Annotated in this window: 15 protein-coding genes; 4 read left to right on the top strand and 11 right to left on the bottom strand. The window is 60.5% G+C overall.

The annotated features are described in order from the left end of the window. Positions 1-47: 47 nt before the first annotated feature. The 5 genes from Q1B40_RS01290 to Q1B40_RS01270 form a co-directional block, all read right to left on the bottom strand. Positions 48-1,271 (bottom strand): M24 family metallopeptidase, encoded by a 1,224-nt coding sequence (locus tag Q1B40_RS01290; RefSeq protein WP_299808847.1) that lies wholly within the window; start codon positions 1,269-1,271, stop codon positions 48-50. A gap of 252 nt (positions 1,272-1,523) precedes the next feature. Then, the gene (locus tag Q1B40_RS01285; RefSeq protein ID WP_299808844.1) at positions 1,524-2,378 is read right to left on the bottom strand and encodes an ABC transporter permease; all 855 of its coding nucleotides are present in this window, start codon (positions 2,376-2,378) and stop codon (positions 1,524-1,526) included. A gap of 9 nt (positions 2,379-2,387) precedes the next feature. Continuing rightward, complete coding sequence (locus Q1B40_RS01280; RefSeq protein WP_299808841.1) at positions 2,388-3,653, bottom strand: ABC transporter permease; 1,266 nt, start codon at positions 3,651-3,653, stop codon at positions 2,388-2,390. A 71-nt stretch (positions 3,654-3,724) separates the two neighbouring features. Beyond that, positions 3,725-4,825 carry an extracellular solute-binding protein gene (locus tag Q1B40_RS01275; RefSeq protein ID WP_299808838.1) on the bottom strand — a complete coding sequence of 367 codons (1,101 nt, stop codon included), beginning with the start codon at positions 4,823-4,825 and terminating at the stop codon, positions 3,725-3,727. 84 nt (positions 4,826-4,909) lie between these two features. Further along, positions 4,910-6,004, bottom strand: a complete 1,095-nt coding sequence (locus tag Q1B40_RS01270) for an ABC transporter ATP-binding protein (protein ID WP_299808835.1) — start codon at positions 6,002-6,004, stop codon at positions 4,910-4,912. A gap of 586 nt (positions 6,005-6,590) precedes the next feature. On the opposite strand from Q1B40_RS01270, the gene tsaA reads away from it, so the two are divergent. Together tsaA and Q1B40_RS01260 are read left to right on the top strand one after the other, a co-directional pair. After that, on the top strand, positions 6,591-7,055 hold the full coding sequence (gene tsaA, locus Q1B40_RS01265; RefSeq protein WP_299808833.1) for a tRNA (N6-threonylcarbamoyladenosine(37)-N6)-methyltransferase TrmO: 465 nt from the start codon (positions 6,591-6,593) through the stop codon (positions 7,053-7,055). A gap of 111 nt (positions 7,056-7,166) precedes the next feature. Then, a complete protein-coding gene (locus tag Q1B40_RS01260; protein WP_299808830.1) occupies positions 7,167-9,293 on the top strand; it encodes a 3-hydroxyacyl-CoA dehydrogenase NAD-binding domain-containing protein in 2,127 nt (708 codons plus the stop codon). 222 nt (positions 9,294-9,515) lie between these two features. Here Q1B40_RS01260 and Q1B40_RS01255 read toward each other — a convergent pair whose 3' ends face one another. The 4 genes from Q1B40_RS01255 to Q1B40_RS01240 all read right to left on the bottom strand — a co-directional run bounded on the left by Q1B40_RS01255 (position 9,516) and on the right by Q1B40_RS01240 (position 14,350). Further along, positions 9,516-10,547 (bottom strand): phosphotransferase family protein, encoded by a 1,032-nt coding sequence (locus tag Q1B40_RS01255; protein ID WP_299808827.1) that lies wholly within the window; start codon positions 10,545-10,547, stop codon positions 9,516-9,518. Between the two features lie 2 nt (positions 10,548-10,549). After that, a complete protein-coding gene (locus tag Q1B40_RS01250; RefSeq protein WP_299808824.1) occupies positions 10,550-11,785 on the bottom strand; it encodes an acyl-CoA dehydrogenase family protein in 1,236 nt (411 codons plus the stop codon). Between the two features lie 109 nt (positions 11,786-11,894). Further along, complete coding sequence (locus tag Q1B40_RS01245) at positions 11,895-12,716, bottom strand: SDR family NAD(P)-dependent oxidoreductase (RefSeq protein WP_299812469.1); 822 nt, start codon at positions 12,714-12,716, stop codon at positions 11,895-11,897. 11 nt (positions 12,717-12,727) lie between these two features. Then, positions 12,728-14,350, bottom strand: a complete 1,623-nt coding sequence (locus tag Q1B40_RS01240) for a long-chain fatty acid--CoA ligase (protein WP_299808821.1) — start codon at positions 14,348-14,350, stop codon at positions 12,728-12,730. Positions 14,351-14,530: 180 nt separating this feature from the next. Here Q1B40_RS01240 and Q1B40_RS01235 point away from each other — a divergent pair, with 180 nt between their 5' ends. Both Q1B40_RS01235 and Q1B40_RS01230 read left to right on the top strand, forming a co-directional pair. After that, on the top strand, positions 14,531-15,478 hold the full coding sequence (locus tag Q1B40_RS01235) for a glycosyltransferase family 2 protein (protein WP_299808818.1): 948 nt from the start codon (positions 14,531-14,533) through the stop codon (positions 15,476-15,478). Continuing rightward, complete coding sequence (locus tag Q1B40_RS01230) at positions 15,468-16,532, top strand: glycosyltransferase (RefSeq protein ID WP_299808815.1); 1,065 nt, start codon at positions 15,468-15,470, stop codon at positions 16,530-16,532. The genes Q1B40_RS01235 and Q1B40_RS01230 overlap by 11 nt, the downstream gene beginning before the upstream one ends. 41 nt (positions 16,533-16,573) lie before the next feature. Here Q1B40_RS01230 and Q1B40_RS01225 read toward each other — a convergent pair whose 3' ends face one another. Further along, complete coding sequence (locus Q1B40_RS01225; RefSeq protein WP_299808811.1) at positions 16,574-17,281, bottom strand: FkbM family methyltransferase; 708 nt, start codon at positions 17,279-17,281, stop codon at positions 16,574-16,576. 118 nt (positions 17,282-17,399) lie between these two features. Then, a complete protein-coding gene (locus tag Q1B40_RS01220; RefSeq protein ID WP_299808808.1) occupies positions 17,400-18,536 on the bottom strand; it encodes a glycosyltransferase family 2 protein in 1,137 nt (378 codons plus the stop codon). Positions 18,537-18,561 lie beyond the last annotated feature (25 nt).

The following is an 18,561-nucleotide window of genomic DNA, read 5'->3' as shown; positions in this document are numbered from 1 at the left end:
GCCGCGAGCGTCTTCCCGAATCCATCTATCCGTTTGAACGCGACGCTCTAGCCGACGATGTTGTGCTCCGGACCGAACGGAAAACCGGTTATGTTTTCAGCGCTGGTTTCCGTCACGATCAGGATGTCGTGCTCGCGGTAGCCACCTGCGCCTGCCTGGCCTTCCGGGACCATGATCATCGGTTCCATGGAGACCACCATACCCGGTTCAAGCACCGTATCGACATCCTCGCGCAGTTCCACCGAGGCCTCGCGGCCGTAGTAGTGGCTGAGAACGCCGAAGGAATGTCCGTAGCCGAAGCTGCGGTATTTCAGAAGATCATGGCTGCGGTAGATGTCGTTGAGTTCTGCCGCAATATCGCGGCACCGGGCGCCCGGCCGGATCAGCTTCAGGCCCTCGCGATGCACATGGCAATTGACTTCCCACAGCCGCAGATGCGCGTCCGGGACGTGATCGCAAAAGAGGGTGCGCTCCAGAGCCGTGTAATAGCCGAAGATCATCGGAAAGCAGTTGAGGCTGAGAATGTCGCCGGACTCGACCTTCTTGTTGGTGACCGGGTTGTGCGCACCGTCCGTGTTGATGCCCGACTGGAACCAGGTCCAGGTGTCCATCAATTCCACGAAAGGGAACGATCCGGCGATCTCGCGGATCATGGCGTTGGTTGAGGCCATCGCCACTTCGTGTTCAGGAACGCCGGCCGCGACGGCCTCCACAAGGGCGGCTCCTCCAACATCGCATATGCGTGCGCCTTCGCGGATCAGCACATGCTCCTCCGCGCTCTTGATCGTGCGCTGCGCCATGGCGTCCGCGGCGATATCCACGAGCTCGACACCCGGCAGCGCCGCTTCAAGCTGCTTCAGGAGATCGAGAGAGACGTGATCGAACTCGATACCGATCCGTTTGACTGACGGGTTCGGCATCGCCAGCAGTGACTGGATGGCATGGAAATAATTGTCTCGCCGCCAGTCCGTATAGATGACCGTGTCGCCATGCGTCCGGCGCCAGGGCTGGCCGCCGTCGATGCCGGCGGCAATGGAGGTCGCGTTTTCCGGGGTAACGAGGAAGCCGTATTTGCGGCCGAAGTAGCAATAGAGGAAGCCGGAGTAGTAACAGATGTTGTGATAGGAGGTGAACAGGCAGGCGTCGATTTCCCGCTTCGCCATGAGCGTTCTGAGCCCTGTCTGCCGGCGGTCCATCTCCGAGGGCGAGAACGGTGAGAAAGCCTTTTCTCCATTGTTCATCTCGTAGATGCGGATCATGTCGTCACTCATGGAAGTTCTCCTTTTTCCTTCGGGTCCCCGACCCGGGTTGCTTTTGGCGTTGCCGGTTCCCAGGGTTCCGGCTTCCGGTTTTCGGGCCTGAAACGCAAAACGGGCCGGCTTCCGAAAAAGAAGCCGGCCCGCCAGGCCCGTAATCAGATTGTCTGCTGCCGGGAAAGTCCTTCGGACCCGTCCCCCGGTGGCTGGCGTTCCGCCACCGGCTCCTGTGGAATGCAGCGGAGCCGGTCGCGGCTCCTTGCCGGATCAGCCCGGCGTAAGTCCCCTCAGCCGTTCCGACCTGCGGCGCAGCATCTCCAGTACGGTCAGAAGGACGATCGAGATCGCCACCATCAGCGATGCCACTGCAAGGATGGTCGGTGAAATCTGTTCGCGCAGCCCGGTGAACATCTGCCAGGGCAGTGTCTTCTGCCCGGCCGAGCCCAGGAACAGGACGACCACCACTTCGTCGAAGGAGGTGATGAAGGCGAACAGGGCGCCGGAGACGACACCCGGGACGATCAGCGGCATCTGCACCTTGAAGAAGGTGGTGACCGGGTTGGCGCCCAGGCTTGCCGAGGCTCGAACCAGGGATCGGTCGAAGCCGACCAGCGTTGCCGTCACCGTGATGATCACGAAGGGGGTGCCGAGTGCGGCGTGGGCCAGCACGACACCCCAGTAGGTGCCCTGCAGCCCGATGCGCGAATAGAAGAAATACATGCCGGCGGCGGAAATGATCAGCGGCACGATCATCGGCGAGATCAACACGGCCATGATGGCCGGCTTGTAGGGCACATGGGACTGGGACAGGCCAACCGCGGCGATGGTTCCGAAGGACGTCGCCAGCAGCGTCGCCACTGGCGCGATCATCACCGAGTTGGTCAGGGCCTGCTGCCAGTCCGGATTGGTGAAGAAGTCCTGATAGTGCTTGAAGGAATAGCCGGCCGGGTTAAGCGCCAGCATTTCCTTGGTGAAGGTGAAGAAATCCTGCGCATTGAAGCTCAGCGGCAGGATCACCAGGATCGGAAAGATCAGGAAGAAGAAGATCAGTCCGCAGATCACCCGGAAGGAATAGTACCAGGTCCGCTGCAACGGGGACGCATAGGGGGGAAGTGCGCTCATAATCGTGACCTAGCCCAGTTTCACGTTATCGATGCCGACGATCTTGTCGTAGACAACAAAGAGAACCATCACGGCGACGAGGAGCAGTGTACCCAGAGCGGCTGCCAGTCCCCAGTTCAGCGACGAGGATATGTGATAGGCGATCCGGTTCGAGATGAAGATGCCCGATGTGCCGCCCACAAGTTCCGGCGTGATGTAGTAGCCGATTGACAGGATGAAGACGAGCACCGCGCCCGCCCCGATCCCCGGCACGGATTGCGGGAAATAGACCCGCCAGAACGCCGTCCAGTCATTGGCCCCAAGGCTCTTGGCTGCGCGCACATATGTCGGCGAGATGGTTTTCATCACCGAATAGAGCGGCAGGATCATGAAGGGCAGAAGGATATGCGTCATGGCGATGATCGTGCCGGTCTGGTTGTTGATCATCACCAGACGGCTCGCGTCACTGATCAGACCGGTCCAGACCAGGAAGTCGTTGATCACCCCCTGTTGCTGCAACAGCACTTTCCATGCGGATGTGCGGACCAGGAGACTGGTCCAGAAGGGCAGCAGCACGAGGATCATCAGAAGATTGGAACTGCGCAGCGGTAACGCCGCGAGCAGAAATGCAATCGGATAGCCGAGCAGCAGACAGGAAACGGTGATCACGATCGACAGGAACAGGGTTCTGCCGAACAGGAGCATGTAGATCCGCTCGTCCTCCGGCTTCAACTCGATACCATCGGCCGTCCTTTGCGCGTCGAAGGCGTTCAGAAAATACCCGTCGGTATAAGGCGGTGAGAATTGCCGCAGCACCTGCCAAGTGCCGATCTCGTCCCACTTGTCGTCGGCGTCAATGAACTGTTCCTTGAACGGACCGGCCTCGTCCATGCGGTTGACGCGCCGTCCGGTCTTGCGGAACAGGCTGGAAATACCGCTTTCCTCGTAGTTCAGCCGGGAGCCGAGGCGGGTATGTTTCTTTTCCTCAACGGCGACCACCAGATCTCCGTAAAGAGCGGCAAAGACTTCCTCGTCCGGGACCTGTCCGGACGCCGGGTCCCACTCACGCAGGGCGACGACGGTCCTGGGAAGCGTATCCTCGACGATGCTGTTTTCAACGGAGCGGAACAGCATGTCCACGATCGGTGCGACAAAGGTCAGCAGCACGAAGATGAGCAACGGCGCGATCAAGGCCAGGGAACGCAGTTTTTCCCGGCGCAACGCCCTTGCAAGGGCGGCCTTGAGAGGCTTTCCGTCCTTGGTGGTGAGAACCTGACCGGCTGTGGTATCGCTCATGAAACAGTCTTCCGCAAATCAATTTGAAGATCCGGGTGGGCATTGCCCACCCGGACCGGAGCCGCAAAGGCTTACTGGGACAGCCACGCCTGGAATTTGGCGTCGATGTCGTCGCGGTAATCCGCCCACCATTCGTAGTTATACAGGAAGGTGTTCTTGGCGTTGTTCGGATCGGTCGGCATATGCGGTGCCATGTCGATGCCGAGATCGGCGTGCTTGCCGACCAGCGGAGCGGACGACTTGCGGGCCGGGCCGTAGGAGATGTACTTCGCCTGATCCGCCAGACGCTGAGTGTCGGTGGCGAATTTGACGAAGTCCTTCACTGCGGCAAGGCGATCTTCCGGAAGACCGGCCGGGATGATCCAGCCGTCAAGGTCGAACACCTGGGCGTCCCACAGCATCTTGACCGGCTGCTTCTGCTCTTCGATCAGGGCAAACAGGCGGCCGTTGTAGGTGGAGCCGATGACGACTTCGCTGTCAGCCAGAAGCTGCGGCGTTTCCGCACCTGCGGACCACCAGACGACGCTGTCCTTGATGGTGTCGAGCTTGGCAAAGGCACGGTCAAGACCTTCATCGGTCTCCAGAACGTCATAGACGTCTTCCTTTGCAACGCCGTCACACAGCAGCGCCCATTCCATGTTGTTGATCGGACGCTTTTCCAGGGCGCGTTTGCCCGGGAATGCTTCCAGATCGAAAACGTCGCAAATGTCGTCCGGCTCCTTGCCGCCCCAGTCCGCAACGTCGGAGCGGTAGCCGAAGGTGGTGGAGTAGACAATCTGCGGAATGAAGCACTCGGAGACCAGCAGGTCGCCGAAATCGTCAGCCGCCGAAGTGCCGTCCGGAGCAGCAGCAAGGTCGGTGTCCGGATCGATTTCCATTGCCAGACCTTCGTCGCACAGACGAATGGCATCGGAAGCAACAACATCAACCAGGTCCCAGGTGATGTTGCCGGCTTCGTTCATTGCGCGCAGTTTCGCAACGGCTTCAGCGGAGGACTCGTCCCAGATGATGGTCACGTCCGGATGGTCCGCGACGTAGGGATCCGCGTAGGCAGCCTTCTGGGACGCCTGATAAGCGCCGCCCCAGGAGACCAGGGTCATGTCTTCAGCAACAGCAGCGCTGCCGGCGAATGCCAGTGCGGTGCCTGCAAGAATTACAGTTTTGAGCTTCATGGATTCTAGCTCCCTCTTTTAGGATTTTAACGGATGCTCTTCCGTTTTGGTCGCTGACGGCCGGAAACCGGCCGCCGGGCGATTTCAGACAACAGCGTCGAGTGCCTTGCAGTCGTTCAGCGCCCAGCCCACCTGGACTGTCTCGCCGACATTCAGCTTGCGCTTCTCTCCGCGGTTGCGAACCTTGACGATGAACTCTTTATTGCCGGCCACGTTCATGCGAACGCGAATGTGGTCGCCGAGATAAATGAGCTCCTCAATCTGGCCATTGACCAGATTGTCCATCGAAGTATTGGTGTCGAATTCAACTCTTTCCGGCCGCAGCGACACGGTCGTCTTGTCGCCGACAGCGGACACGTTCACCCTGTCCGCCTTGAGTTGAGTGCCGTCATCGAGTTCAACGAGGCATTCTTCCCCCTGAACCCCGATCACCTTGCCGTTCAGCTTGTTGTTCTCGCCGATGAACTGGGCGACGAACGAGTTCTGAGGATCCTCGTACAGGTCGTCCGGCGTCGACAGCTGCTGGATGATGCCGTCATTGAATACGGCCACCCGGTCGGACATGGTCAGAGCCTCTGTCTGGTCGTGGGTGACATAGACCACCGTAACGCCGAGATTCTCGTGAATGTGCTTGATTTCATACTGCATCTGCTCGCGCAGCTGCTTGTCGAGCGCGCCCAGCGGTTCGTCCATCAGCACGAGTTCAGGGTCGAAAACCAGTGCGCGGGCCACGGCGACGCGCTGCTGCTGACCACCGGACAGTTGCGCCGGACGGCGGTTGCCGAATGCGCCGAGTTCGACCATCTCCAGCGCCCGCTGGACTTTCTCGCTCTGATCGGCCTTGCCGACACCGCGAACCTGAAGCGGAAACGCCAGGTTTTCGGCCACCGTCATATGCGGAAACAGGGCGTAGTTCTGAAAGACCATGCCGATACCGCGCTTGTGCGGTGGCACATTGTTGATCGGTCGATCGTTGAGAAAGATCTCGCCATGGGTCGCCGGTTCAAAACCCGCCAGCATCATCAGGCAGGTGGTTTTTCCGGATCCCGACGGCCCGAGCATGGTCAGGAATTCGCCAGGTGGGATGTCGAGATTGAGGTTCTTTACGACAAGGGTTTCCCCGTCATAGCTCTTTTGAACGCCGTCATACTTAACAGCAGCGCCCCGTGTGTTCGCCATTTTGTCCCCAAGTCCGGTTTCGTTCATTATTATTAGAAGCGCAGCCAATAACCCTCAGGTGACGATCGTCCCCTTGGAGCTATCGAGTGACACGAACTCGCATAGAAAAACAAAAATGCCACCGCATTGAAAGGGGGCATTGAAAAAAAATGAATATTTTTTGATCAGGAGGCGAATTAATATTTTGCAGCGTAGCTGAATGGCGAGATTTCTACTCAAGACAAAGGCTCCGGAGAAAGAAATAACTTTTCCCGGAAGGAAGTATCCCTAAATCAACCAGCTTTCAGCAAAAGCAGTTACGTTGACCGATCTAGATGCGTCTGCGCCTTTTATCTGGCTTCGTCCATGAGCAGAGACCCCGAGAGCCCTGCACATCGGCGAACTACACAAAGAGCATAGCTTATAATTTCTTGTTCCAGTTGTCCGGAATCGTCACAAAACAATTCCGGACCGGCACCTCCTGCTACAAAAGGTTCGCCGGGGCGGGTATCTTGTGCTCCGGCGTGAAAGGAAACAGGTTCTAGGGTGTGAACTCAGATCGCATGCGTATAGTTGAGGCAAACAGCAATCACAGGACCTTGCAAGCATGAGCGATATCCGTCCGCATGAAATTTCCGTGTCGACCCCGGATCCCGACGATGCCCGGCTGCAATTCATCGGGCGCATACACACGCCCTGGACCGACAGGAAGGCATGTCCGCATCAGGGCAAGATCGACGGGCCGGAATGCCGGATCGAGATATTCGAACCCTGGGACCAGGCGCTCAAGGGCATTGAAAAATTCGAGCGCGTCGAAGTGCTCTACTGGCTCGACAAGTCCCGGCGCGACCTGGTGATCCAGAATCCAGGCCACAGCGAGGGAACCTCCGGCACCTTCGCCCTGCGGTCTCCCGTGAGGCCGAATCCGATCGGAACCGTCATCGCCAGGCTGGTCTCGGTCGAGGGAGCGAACCTGATCGTTCGCGGCCTCGATTGCCTGGACGGCACACCGCTCATCGACCTGAAACCCGACCGGTGCAGTTTTTCTCCCAAATCATCTCCTGCTCGCTGACGGCGAAGCCTTCGAGACGGTTTCCCGGCGGCGGGTTCGCTTGACAAGTCGGGGGCGGAAATGACACTCGACGGCGAAACCGCTCGTGCGAAGCGGTCGTGGGAGACCAAAATGCAGACAATTCCTGAAGCCGGTCCCGAAGCCGGCGAGATCGCTGTCAACGAAGTCGTGTCCATTGAACGGCAAGGGCCGGTCGCGCTTGTCGCGCTAGACAATCCACCGGTGAATGCCGCCTCTCATGCCCTGCGCACGGGCCTGTGTCAGGCGGTCGAACGCCTGCAGGACGACACGGATATCGCGGCCATCGGGCTCTACGCGAAGGGGCGGACATTCATTGCCGGTGCCGACATCAGGGAATTCGGCAAGCCGCCGCTCGACCCGTGGCTGCCGGAGGTCTGTAATTTTCTGGAGAATTCGGGCAAACCCATCGCCTGCGTTCTTCATGGCACGACGCTTGGCGGCGGTTTCGAGGTCGCGCTTTCCTGCCACGCCCGCGTCGCCCTCAAAGGCACGAAAGTCGGCTTTCCGGAAGTAACGCTCGGGATTCTGCCCGGCGCCGGCGGAACCCAGAGAGCGCCACGGCTGGCGGGCATACCGGCAGCTCTCGACATGATCACCAGCGGCAAGCAGGTCAGCGCGCAGGATGCCCTGGAATTCGGCCTTGTCGACAGGCTGAGCGAGGCTGATCCGCGCGAGGCCGCGCTGCAGGCGGCGCAGGACCTGATCGACGGCAAGCTGAAGGTGCGCAAGACCGGGGACCTGACCGTGGTGCCGGACGATACCGCTCTCCAGGCGATGCGGGAGAAGCTCGCAAAATCCCAGCCCCTTCTTTATTCGCCGCACAAATGCGTGGACGCCGTCGAGGCGAGCAGGCTGCCCATTGCCGAAGGCCTGAAGGAAGAACGCCGTCTTTATGACGCGTGTATGGATAGCCCCCAGCGCGCGGGCCTGATCCACGCGTTTTTCGCCGAACGGGCTGTTGCCAAGATCCCGGAAGCAGGCGTAAAGCCCAGGGACATCGCGTCCATTGGCGTGATCGGCGGAGGAACCATGGGTTCCGGCATCGCGACGGCGGCGCTGCTGGCCGGTTTTCCGGTCACCTTGAGCGAACGGGATCAGGCAGGACTGGATCGCGGCACGGCTGCTATCAGCCGCAATCTGGATGGCGCCGTGAAGCGCGGCAAACTCTCGCCGGACGGACGCGAGGCGATCCTCGCGTCGAAACTCGTGACGTCAACCGATCTTGCCGCCCTGTCACAGTCGGACCTGATCATCGAGGCGGTGTTCGAGGAGATGAGCGTCAAACGCGAGATCTTCGAAACCCTCGACAGGATCGCCAAACCCGGCGCCGTGCTGGCGTCCAACACATCCTATCTCGATATCAACGAGATCGCGGCGATGACGAACCGGCCGGAAGACGTCATCGGCCTGCATTTCTTTTCTCCTGCGCATGTGATGCGGCTTCTGGAAGTCGTTGTGGCGGAGAAGACCAGCGCAGAGACGGTCGCGACGGGCTTTGCGCTTGCCAAGGCCTTGAAGAAGATCGCCGTTCGCTCCGGCGTCTGCGACGGCTTCATCGGCAACCGCATCATGACCTTCTACAAGAAGTCTGCAGACTACATGATGATGGACGGCGCATCGCCGGAAGAGATCGACCGGGCGATGACCGGTTTCGGCTTTGCAATGGGCCCTTACCAGGTGGCCGATCTTGCCGGCCTCGACATCAGCTGGGCGGCCAACAAACGCCGCGCGGCCACGCGTCCTGCGGAAGAGCGCTATATCCCGATTGCCGACCGGCTGTGCGAAAACGGCTGGTTCGGCCGCAAGAGCGGCCAGGGATTCTATATCTACGATGCGGAGGGCAGCCGCCCCAATCCGGCCGCGCTCGAGATCATCGGCGAGGAACGCGCCAAGGCAGGGATCACGCCGCGCGGTTTCACCTCCGACGAGATCGTCAGCCGTTTCATGACCGCCATGATCCTGGAGGCGACCCGCGTTCTGGAAGAAGGCATCGCTCTGCGGCCCATCGATATCGACGCGGTGTTCCTCTTCGGCTACGGCTTCCCACGCTTCCGTGGCGGCCCGATGCACACCGCCGACCTTATCGGCGCCAGCGAACTGGTGCGCCGGATCGAGGCCTACGCGGTGGAGGATTCCTACTACTGGCGCGTCCCGGACCTGCTTCGCAAGATGGCCGAAAGCGGCGAGAACTTCGCGGATATGAACAACAGGGGGTGACAGGCGCAAATTCCTTCCCGGCGGTTCTCATCTCTGTGCCATGCATTACCGGTGCGAGGGATTTCAGGCCGGACTGGAACTCGTGGTACCGAAACGGCATGGATGCCATGGTCAAGCCATGGCAAGACGGACAAACAATGTTCTCCGGATCTTCATCGCCGACTTGTTCAGAGATACTCGGCGGATTTCTGATCGCGCCTGTTCTTAAAGGCATGCCCGCGGCTAGACCTTTTTCGCAGCTTCCAGCCCCCCCGCTGCATACCGCGGAACGGCGGCCGCGAGGCGAAGGCCCTGCTCCGGATTGGAGGCATTGCCGTCGAGCGCGCGCTTTCCGACCCCCTGGAGGATCGCGCCCATGCGGAAGAAACAGAAGGCGAGATAGAAGCCGAAATCCGGAATACCGGGAAGACCCGTGCGGGCGCAGTAGCTGTCGATGAAGGCTTCGTCCTCCGGAAGGCCCAGCGCTTTCCGGTCGACCCCGGCGAGGCCGCGTCCCTCCGAACCGGGCGGGAGACGCCACTGCATGATCAGCGCTGCGAGATCGGCGAAGGGATGGCCGATGGTTGAAAGTTCCCAGTCGAGAACGGCAACGCAGGCCGGGCCATTTTCGGCAAAGAGCAGATTGTCGATGCGGTAATCGCCGTGAACCAGGGTCCGCATGCCATCCTCTTCCGGGACATTGGCATCCAGCCAGGCGATCAGGTCGTCCATGGCCGCAATCTCTCCGGTTTCGCTCGCCCGGTACTGTTTGGTCCAGCGATCAATCTGCCGTCGGTAATAGTTGCCCGCAGGTCCGAAATCCGACAGGCTGCGCGCCTGCAGATCCACGCTGTGAATGGCCGCAAGAACGCGGTTCATCTCCTCATAGATGGCAGCACGCATCTCAAAACCGATGTCCGGAAGACGCGGATCTTCGAAGTTGCGGCCCTGAACCAGGCCCATCACGTAAAAGGCGGAGCCGATGACGCTTTCGTCCTCGCACAGGACATGCATGCGGGCGACAGGAACGTCCGACCTGGCCAGCGCCTTTTGCACCCGGAACTCCCGCTCGACAGCATGGGCGGACTTCAGCAGCACGCCGGGAGGCTTGCGGCGCAGGACGTAGTCGCCGGATGCCGCGCGCAACCTGTAGGTCGGATTGGACTGGCCTCGATCGAACTTTTCCGCCCGCAGCGGGCCACGGAACCCGGGCAAGTGCCCTTCGAGCCAGGTACCGAGAGCCTCAAGGTCCGGATCCACCGCGCCTGCTGTCATGGTCAGGTCTCGGAATTTGCATATTTGCGCAGCTCCATGCGGGCCACCTGGCGGCGGTGCACCGCATCCGGCCCGTCGACAAAACGGAGCGTGCGCAAATTCGTCCACATGGCCGCCAGCGGGAAGTCCTGGCTGATGCCGCCCGCGCCGTGAAGCTGCATCGCCTCGTCAACGATTTTCAGCGCCATCAGCGGCGCCACCACCTTGATCTGGCTGATCCAGGGCTGGGCTGCGCGGGTTCCCTGCGTGTCCATCACCCAGGCGGCCTTCAGACACAGCAGCCTGGCCATCTCGATTTCCATGCGTGCATTGGCGATGATGTCGTAATTGCCCCCCAGCTCGGCAAGCTTCCTTCCGAAGGCTTCCCGGCTCAATGCTCGCGCGCACAGGATCTCAAGCGCCTTTTCCGCCTGGCCGATGGCGCGCATGCAATGGTGGATGCGGCCGGGGCCGAGCCGGCCCTGCGCCACTTCAAAGCCCCGGCCCTCGCCCAGGACCAGATCCTCTTGCGGCACGCGGACATCGGTGAAGCGGATATGCATGTGGCCGTGCGGGGCATCGTCCGACCCGAAGACCTGCATCGGCCGCAGAACCTCTATCCCCTCCGTGCCCGCCGGCAGCAGGAACATGGAATGACGGCTGTGCTTGTGTGCCTGCGGATCCGTCAGGGCCATGACGATATAGAGCTTGCAGCGCGGGTCGCCCGCCCCGCTCGACCACCATTTCTCGCCGTTAAGAACCCAGTCTCCGCCGTCCCTGACCGCAGTCAGGGAAATGTTCGTGGCGTCGGACGAGGCAACGTCGGGTTCGGTCATCAGATAGGCGGAGCGGATCTCCCCCTCGAGCAGAGGCTTCAGCCAGCGCTGCTTGTGGGCCTCGGTGCCATAGCGTTCCAGCACTTCCATGTTGCCGGTGTCCGGCGCGTTACAGTTGAAAATCTCCGCTGCGATGCCGACCTTGCCCATTTCCTCCGCAAGATAGGCGTATTCGACGGTTGTCAGTCCGTAGCCGTGTTCGCTGCCGGTCAGCCAGAAATTCCACAGGCCGCGTTCCCTGGCCTTCGCCTTCAACCCATCGAGAATTTCCACTTGCCTATCTGTCAGCTGGAAGCGGTCCCCGGAGGGATGACGGCCCACCTCATGGTGAAATTCGACATCCAGCGGTGCGATCTCGGTCTCGACCATATGCCGGACCTTTTCGACAAGCGGGCGCACCCTGTCCGAAATACCCAGATCCATGTTTTCTCCCAAGTGCTTGTCCCTTCAAAAAGAATCTTTGCCGCATCCCCGGATCCCGGCGGGCATGCATTTTCACACAGACACGGCATCCGGATTGCGGCATGTGCGCTCACTCATAGGCTTCCTGGAACAGGTCCGGCCCGGTTTCGACATTGATCCCGCCGCTAAGCGGCAGGATCGCGCCGGTGACATAGGCGCCGCCGCGTCCACAGAGAAACTGCATCGCGGCAGCAATGTCCTCCGGCCGCCCGACACGGCCGAGCGGCACCTGTGCTCCGACCCGGGAGCGGACTTCCTCGTCCGCGGTGGCGAAGGCGGTCATCTTGCTGACGAACGGCCCGGGGGCCAACGCATTGACCGTGATGCGTCTTTGCGCGAGTTCGCTGGCGAGTATCCGGGTGAGGTGGTGCACGGCGGCCTTGGAGGCTGCATAACTGTAAGCCCTGTCACCATGCGGCGTTTCGCCCATCACCGAGCCGACATTGACCACCCGTGCGGGATCGTCATCGCTTGCCGCCCGCTCAAGCAGCGGCAAAAGTCCCTGGGTCAGCTGGAAAAGCCCGGTGACGTTGACACGCATCACCCTATCCCAGGCGGCATAGGGAAATTCGCCGAGCGGCATGCCCCAACTGGTCCCGGCATTGTTCATCAGAATATCGAGGCGATCGCAGCGGCCGCCGACACCCTCGACCAGCGCGGCAATTCCCTCTTCGCTGGCGACATCGCCGCCGAAGCCTTCCGCTTTTCCCTCATGGCCGAGGGCATTCAATTCATCCGCGGCGGTTTTGCAGGCGTCTTCCTTGCGGCTGCATATCAGGACCCGGGCGCCCGCGGCCACAAGGCCCTCGGCAGCCATTCTGCCGATGCCCGTCGCTCCGCCGGTCACCAGCGCGGTCTTGCCCGAAAGGCCGAACAGATTGTCCGGCGTCATGCTTTGTGTCGTCATGCGGACGTCCCTGTAAATTCTTTTCTCAAGGTCAGCTTGGACACCTTGCCGGTCGCCGTCAGCGGCAGCGCATCCACATAGACGACGTCATCCGGCAATTGCCACCTGGCGACATGCTCCGCCAGCAGATTCAGGAGGTCTTCCTTGGGCGGTTCCTCATCGTCCTTCGCCTGCACCACCAACAGCGGGCGTTCATCCCATTTGGCGTCGGACACGGCGATCACAGCGCAATTGGCGACGCCCGGATGGGACATGACGATGTTTTCCAGAGCCAGCGAACTGATCCATTCCCCACCCGATTTGATCAGGTCCTTGGACCGGTCGGTAATGGTCAGAAAGCCGTCGGGATCGATGGACGCGATATCGCCGGTGCAGAACCAGCCATCTTGGTCAAAGGCCGGCTTCGAGGCTTCGGGGTTTTCGTAGTAGCCGGAGGTGACCATGTTGCCGCGCACATGGAGATGCCCGGGTGTCTTGCCGTCATGCTGGAGACGGTTGCCGGCGTCGTCTACGATTTTCATATCGACGCCGAATATCCGGCGGCCCTGGGACTGTTTGCGGTCGATGCGCTTTTCAAGAGGAAGGCCAGCCAGGTCCGGCGACAGGTTGCACTGGGTTCCGAGCGGGCTCATCTCGGTCATGCCCCACGCATGACAGACATTGACCCCTTTCGTCTCGAAGGCCTCGATCAGCGAGCGCGGTGCGGCGGAGCCGCCGATGACGACGTCGCCGAAACCTTCCGGCAGCCGGCCGCGCCGGTTGATTTCCGCCATCAGTCCGATCCAGACGGTCGGCACGCCCCAGGCGGAATAGACTTTCTCGCTGTCCATCAGCTCGAACAGGCTTGTGCCGTTCAGCGCTCCACCCGGAAAGATCAGGCTGGCGCCCGAAAGCGGCGCGCCGTAAGGCAAGCCCCAGGCGTTGACATGAAACAGCGGCACGACCGGCAGGATCCGCCTGCCTTCTCGAAGTGCATCGGGAATGGTCACGCACATGCTGAGGGCATGCAGCACCGTTGAACGATGCGAATAGAGCGTGCCCTTGGGATGGCCGGTGGTCCCGGAGGTGTAGCAGAGCCCCGCCGCCTGATCTTCCGGCAGATCCGGCCAGTCGATCTCCTCCGGCTGGCCTTCGAGAATATCTTCGTAGCACGACACATCCTGCAGAGAAGTCTCCGGCATATGGCCGGGATCGGCCATGATGATGATGCGGAGATTGTCCGGCAGCTGCGGACGCAGTTTTTCAAGAATTGGAACGAAGGTGAGATCGCAGAAAAGCAGGCTGTCCCCCGCGTGGTTGACGATATACGTCATCTCCGCCGCCGACAGGCGGGGGTTGATCGTATGGCAGACCGCGCCAATACCGGAAATCGCGTAGTAGAGTTCAAAATGCCGGTAGCCGTTCCAGGCAAGCGTTGCGATCCTGTCGCCCTCCTTCACGCCAAGCGCCTTCAGCCCGTGCGCGAGCCGGGCGATGCGCTTGGCTGTCTGCCGGTAGGTCGTACGGTGAATATCGCCTTCCGTGCGCACGGAGACGATTTCGCCCGAGGGATATTTTTCTGCTGCGAACGTGATCAGGTCCGCGATTTTCAGCGGACGGTGCATCATCATTCCCTTCATGTGTTTCCTCCCAGAACACGGCTGCTTGCGCAGACCTTTAAAGGGTGAGACACGGACCGTAGCGCGGCTGCCATGCCGTGGAAAGGTCCCTTTCCGTGAAACCCTTTGACAGCGCGCCGGTCTTGCGCCAAACCGGTCCCGATCCGATCCGCAGCAGAATGAAGAGACCGAGACCCCTTGATGACCCAGAAACTGGTCATTGCCGTTTGCACGGCGCAGCGGCCGAAAATGCTGCAGTCCTGCCTTGAAAGCCTCGACAATCTGATCCAGCCGGAGAATTCCGAGCTGTCCATCGTCGTTGTCGAAAACGATCCGCAGCCGCATTTCACGGGCAAGGCCGCCGATGAGCTGAAAGCCCGGCTATCGCTGCCGGTATTCTTCCATCATGAAAGCCGCAGGGGCATTCCCTTTGCCCGCAACACCGCCCTGGAAGCAGCGCTGGAACACGATCCGGACTGGGTCGCGCTGATCGACGACGACGAGCGCGCCGAACCGGACTGGATCGAAAAGCTTCTGACGGCCTGCACACAGCACCAAGCCGAGGTCGCGAACGGGCCCGTGCGGCGGATCTATGAAAAGCCCGCGCCGCACTGGTGGAAATCCCAGCTCCTGAAATCCCGCCCCACGGGCACGGTGATCACCGAGGCGCCGACCAACAACATCCTGTTGAGTGCCCGGATCATCTCGAAAAACGGGTTGGGCCTGCGTTTCGACGAGCGCCTGACCTTCGGCAGCGAGGACATCGACTTTTTCCGCCGCACCCATGCGGCCGGCGCGAAGATGATCTGGGTGGACGACGCTTTCGTGGAAGAGGATATCCCGGCGTCGCGCGTTACCACCGGCAGACTGTTGAGCCGCATGCACATGGCGGCAACCTCGGGCGCCTTCAACATGGTGTTGCGCGAAGGCCGGCTGAAGGCCGCGCTGCATTTCATCCCCAAGAGCACACGGCGGATGTTTTTCGGGCTGCTGGCGACGGTTATCGGGTTCGTGATCAAACCCTTTGCCCGCAAACGGGGCGAAAAGCTGTTCTATTACGGCCTGATCCGTCTGATGAAGGGATCGGGAAACCTGCGCGGCCTCTTCGGCCGGGCCCATAACTACTACGACGTGATCGATGGCCACTGACGGCAAGCCGGGAAAACTCGCTCATATTCATCTGGGTGTCGACGGAGGCGCGGAGCGTTTTTTCGTACGCCTTGCGGGTGCCCTTGCGCGCCGGGGCGTCGAACAGGTTGCCTTCATCCGCAAGGACCGGCCCTGGCGGGACGAACTGGCCCGGCATTGCGACGTGCGGGAGATCAGGTTCAGCCGTTCCCATCTGAAGCGCCATTTCGTCCGCTGGAGCATTTCCCGGCAGATCCGCGCCTTCGGCGCCACCACCACGCTGGGTTGGATGAGCCCGGCAAGCAAATGGATGCCGAAACCTGGCCCGTCGATGCGTACCTTCCTGCGTCTCGGCGACTGGCCGGACGGCTTTCACACCTACGGCAATGTCGAGGACCTGATTGGCAACACGCCGGAGATTATCCGGCAGGCGGTCGAGATGGGCTGGCCCGCGGACAGGGCGCATATGATCAGCAATTTCGTCGATCCGCTGCCGGAAGATCTCAAACCGGTCAAACGCGCGGATTACAACACCCCGGAAGATGCCACCGTGCTGATCCACCTGGGTCGCTTTGTCGAGCGCAAACGCTTCGACCTGGCCATCCAGGCAGTGGCGCGCCTGCCGGAGCATGTGCATGCCTGGCTGATCGGTGACGGCGACCTTATGGACGACATGAAAGCGCTGGCAAAAACCAGAGGTATCGAAAAACGCGTTCATTTCCTGGGCTGGCAGCGCGACCCCGCGCCCTTCCTGAAGGCCGCCGACATTCTGCTGTGCCCGACCGACGCGGAGCCGCTCGGTAACGTCGTCCTGGAAGGCTGGAACGCGGGCCTGCCCGTTGTCGCAACGGCCTCCCCCGGCCCGAGCTGGCTGATTGAAGACGGAAACACAGGACTGCTGTCACCCTGCGGCAATGCCGATGGACTGGCCGCTTCCGTTCTCAGGATTCTGGAGACGGAAAACCTTGGAAAGGACCTTGCGGCCAACGCGCGCGCGTTTCTCCAAGGCAATTATTCCGAAGACGCCATCGCGGATTCGTACCTGAAACTATTCAGGCAGGGCGTTTCGCGCTAACGGCTTCAGGATCGATCGGTCCAGGGTAGGGACTCAGTCCATCACCTTGAGAAATAATAGCTCTTGCCGATGCGCCTTACGATCGAAAAACCACTCTCATCCAGGAACCCGCAAAGGTCCTCGATCTTGTCCGCGCCGACGACGTGCGGATGCATCTCGATGATGATCTTGTTTATCTTGCGCAGATTGCAGCTTCTGAGCAGATCGATCTCCGCGCCTTCCACATCCATGACAAGAGCCGAAGGCTTGTAGTTTTCAATCACTTCGGAAATCGCGTCGGCGGCCACGCGTGTGGCACAGCCATGCTTGCGGTCGATCAGCGAGGACGACAGCACCTCTTCGTCAAAAAAGAACTCGACTTCGCCCGGCGCTGTCGCCAGAACCTTGCTGCGCAAATTCGGCCGCATGCCGTTGAGAGCATAGTTCTTTTCGATGACGGGCTTCATGGCCGGGTTGGGTTCATAGGACAGGATGTTGTCCTGCCCGCATATGCGGGCACAGGCAATGCCGATAAAGCCGATCCCCGCCCCGACTTCCAGAACCCGGTCCGCCGGCATCAGGGCCTCGCGCACCAGAAGAAATTCCTGACTCTCGTAGTTCTTCTGGTAGAGCTGCTTGCGGATACCCTTGGGAACGTCCTGCAGGTCTGCGGTGAGCGTGATGCCGTTAAGCTTGATTGTTTTCGGCGCGAGTTTCCGCCTGACCTTGTAGGCGAGCCGGCGTCCGAAATGTCCGAGCATATGGGTCATTCCCTGTTTCAGAAACCGACTCGGAGCATCCGGGCATCGGGCCCGTCGCGGCGCTACGACCGTTATCTGATTGAATTTCAATGCAGAGGTTGAGATGAAACCTGAACAGTCACACTTGCTACGGCTTTGAGCTGTCCTGATCGGCACCGCTCGAATTTTCCGCCATCCAGCGCCGGAAGCCACTGCTCTCCCGCATCAGGCCACAGTCGATAAGCGATTGAGTACCGGAAAACAAGGCACTGCCGGAATAATGCAGCCCTTCATTGAGCAATCTGCTCATCTGGGCATTGTAATCGACATAATGCCCCGCATTGTCGGTGTGCTGCTTGCGCTCAAGGGCTTCGGAAACTTTGCTTTCGAAGTCGTCGAGATATTTGAAGTGCAACAGGGCGCCCCAATCGGGGGCAACCGCGATCTGCCTGTCGATGCCGTGGACACCACCGGAAAACCTGTAACCTTTCTCCCATTTGAGCAGAGGGATCTTGCTCTGCACGGCCGCCGGGCTTGGGAGAGCGTTCTTGACCGGCTTGAACAGCAGATGATCGAGCTTCCTGCCAACCCCACCTTGAGGCGCGGTGGCGCGAAGCGAGAAGAGTGTCGACAGCAGCAGCTTATCGAGAAGGGTCTTCGGCCGTTTGGCGGCCTGGTGGAACAACCGCTCGCGCGTGCCGCCGAAGACGTGCCTTTCAGGCGTCCTGTAGCGCTTGGCGTGACTGCCCTTCAGCGGATTGTAGCGGTAACCCTCGGCATCGAACCAAGGGCATGTTTTAAGGAAACTCTCGCCCGCCCGGTAGGAAAGCTCCTTCAGCGGGCCTTGCGGATACATGTCCACCATCGGACAGAAGAGCGCCCTGAACCCGCCTTCGTCCAGATAGGCCGCGAGACTTCCGACCGGAAGATCCGGCCATCCCGGATAGACGAAAAGCTCGTCCACATCGGGAAAGAGAACCCAGCGATCCTCAAGGTACCGGTCGCAAAGCAATTGCCGCCATTCGGACTTGTGGTCCTTGTAGGGCTTTTTCGTCGGGATGACGCTGACGTCGGACTGGTTCGCCAGCAAGGCGTCCGTTCCGTCCGTTGAATTGTTGTCAATGACGATGAAATGACGAACGCCCAACGCCCGGTAGTGCTCCAGGAAATACGGAAACCGGAGCGCCTCGTTATAAGCGAGGATCACCGCGATCACTCCATCCGCGGGCAGCTTCAAACTGTCAGCGATCGGCGTGCCGAACGCATCCCTCAACCGCTCGCTCATCTGGTTCACCAACGTTCTGCCTTCA

It is taken from the genome of uncultured Roseibium sp., assembly GCF_947496995.1.
Taxonomy (GTDB): Bacteria; Pseudomonadota; Alphaproteobacteria; order Rhizobiales; family Stappiaceae; genus Roseibium.
Note: the sequence above shows the minus strand (reverse complement) of the source record. Positions and strands in the feature narration are given on the sequence as shown.

What these genes read in the sequence shown, in the direction of transcription:
- Q1B40_RS01270 (WP_299808835.1), bottom strand. Translation starts at nt 6,004, where the DNA reads ATGGCGAACACACGGGGCGCTGCTGTTAAGTATGACGGCGTTCAAAAG.
- Q1B40_RS01290 (WP_299808847.1), bottom strand. Translation starts at nt 1,271, where the DNA reads ATGAGTGACGACATGATCCGCATCTACGAGATGAACAATGGAGAAAAG.
- Q1B40_RS01240 (WP_299808821.1), bottom strand. Translation starts at nt 14,350, where the DNA reads ATGAAGGGAATGATGATGCACCGTCCGCTGAAAATCGCGGACCTGATC.
- Q1B40_RS01285 (WP_299808844.1), bottom strand. Translation starts at nt 2,378, where the DNA reads ATGAGCGCACTTCCCCCCTATGCGTCCCCGTTGCAGCGGACCTGGTAC.
- Q1B40_RS01280 (WP_299808841.1), bottom strand. Translation starts at nt 3,653, where the DNA reads ATGAGCGATACCACAGCCGGTCAGGTTCTCACCACCAAGGACGGAAAG.
- Q1B40_RS01250 (WP_299808824.1), bottom strand. Translation starts at nt 11,785, where the DNA reads ATGGATCTGGGTATTTCGGACAGGGTGCGCCCGCTTGTCGAAAAGGTC.
- Q1B40_RS01255 (WP_299808827.1), bottom strand. Translation starts at nt 10,547, where the DNA reads ATGACAGCAGGCGCGGTGGATCCGGACCTTGAGGCTCTCGGTACCTGG.
- Q1B40_RS01235 (WP_299808818.1), top strand. Translation starts at nt 14,531, where the DNA reads ATGACCCAGAAACTGGTCATTGCCGTTTGCACGGCGCAGCGGCCGAAA.
- Q1B40_RS01245 (WP_299812469.1), bottom strand. Translation starts at nt 12,716, where the DNA reads ATGACGCCGGACAATCTGTTCGGCCTTTCGGGCAAGACCGCGCTGGTG.
- tsaA (WP_299808833.1), top strand. Translation starts at nt 6,591, where the DNA reads ATGAGCGATATCCGTCCGCATGAAATTTCCGTGTCGACCCCGGATCCC.
- Q1B40_RS01225 (WP_299808811.1), bottom strand. Translation starts at nt 17,281, where the DNA reads ATGACCCATATGCTCGGACATTTCGGACGCCGGCTCGCCTACAAGGTC.
- Q1B40_RS01220 (WP_299808808.1), bottom strand. Translation starts at nt 18,536, where the DNA reads ATGAGCGAGCGGTTGAGGGATGCGTTCGGCACGCCGATCGCTGACAGT.
- Q1B40_RS01260 (WP_299808830.1), top strand. Translation starts at nt 7,167, where the DNA reads ATGCAGACAATTCCTGAAGCCGGTCCCGAAGCCGGCGAGATCGCTGTC.
- Q1B40_RS01230 (WP_299808815.1), top strand. Translation starts at nt 15,468, where the DNA reads ATGGCCACTGACGGCAAGCCGGGAAAACTCGCTCATATTCATCTGGGT.
- Q1B40_RS01275 (WP_299808838.1), bottom strand. Translation starts at nt 4,825, where the DNA reads ATGAAGCTCAAAACTGTAATTCTTGCAGGCACCGCACTGGCATTCGCC.